This window comes from Agathobacter ruminis (genome assembly GCF_002735305.1).
Classification (GTDB): Bacteria; Bacillota; Clostridia; order Lachnospirales; family Lachnospiraceae; genus Roseburia; species Roseburia ruminis.
This window is the reverse complement of the sequence record NZ_PDYG01000080.1, coordinates 1-709: the sequence shown is the minus strand read 5'-3', so window position 1 is coordinate 709 and position 709 is coordinate 1. Positions and strand designations below refer to the sequence as shown.

General features: G+C 34.1%; 1 protein-coding gene. It reads left to right on the top strand.

The genetic code is table 11. The features are described from left to right. Nucleotides 1–110: 110 nt before the first annotated feature. Nucleotides 111–518, top strand: a complete 408-nt coding sequence (locus CSX02_RS09785) for a hypothetical protein (RefSeq protein ID WP_143248170.1) — start codon at nt 111–113, stop codon at nt 516–518. Nucleotides 519–709: the final 191 nt, after the last annotated feature.

The window sequence follows — 709 nt, the reverse complement described above, 5'->3', positions numbered from 1 at the left end:
ATGGATCAAAGATTTTTGGGACTGGTTAAAGGATGATTTGTCTCACAGATAAGTTTGAATTAGTTGCCATGGGCGTGTGCCTAAACATTTCTCAGGAGGTGGGTATTAGTTTGAAAAAATATATGATAGTCATTTGTGTTGCTCTTATCATGATATTGATTGGTTTTGGGATTAAACATCATGTTGATAAAAATGATATAGATTTTTCCAATGCAGAAAGGATTAGTCTTGTATACAGTGGAAATATTAATGTAGAGATTACAGATAAAGATGATATTAAAACCCTTAAAGAGATTATTTCTGGAGTCAGTTATCGCGAAAATCCTTCTTGCGGATTTGGATATGATTACGCTGTCATATTTGAGTATGAAAATAATAAAACATATATGTGTATAGCGTATGACGGATGTTCACATGCTAGAATAAATAATACGAATAGATATGTGAGGATAAAAAGCCGTGACACATTGAATGGAATATTACAAAAGTATGGAATACCAGAGATTGGACCGATTTAATCTGTAAATCTATCTGGAATACCATGTTGCAAGTAACATGCTTTCTTATGCGCTACAACTATGAGCAAAAAATGTGTTGAAATGTGCTATTATCGGAGTGATTGACAGTGTTGTTGTGAATTACTAGAATTATTTTATCTCAGTCGGGGTTACAATCTCCGACTGAGATAAACGCTCCGCGAGGATGCGCA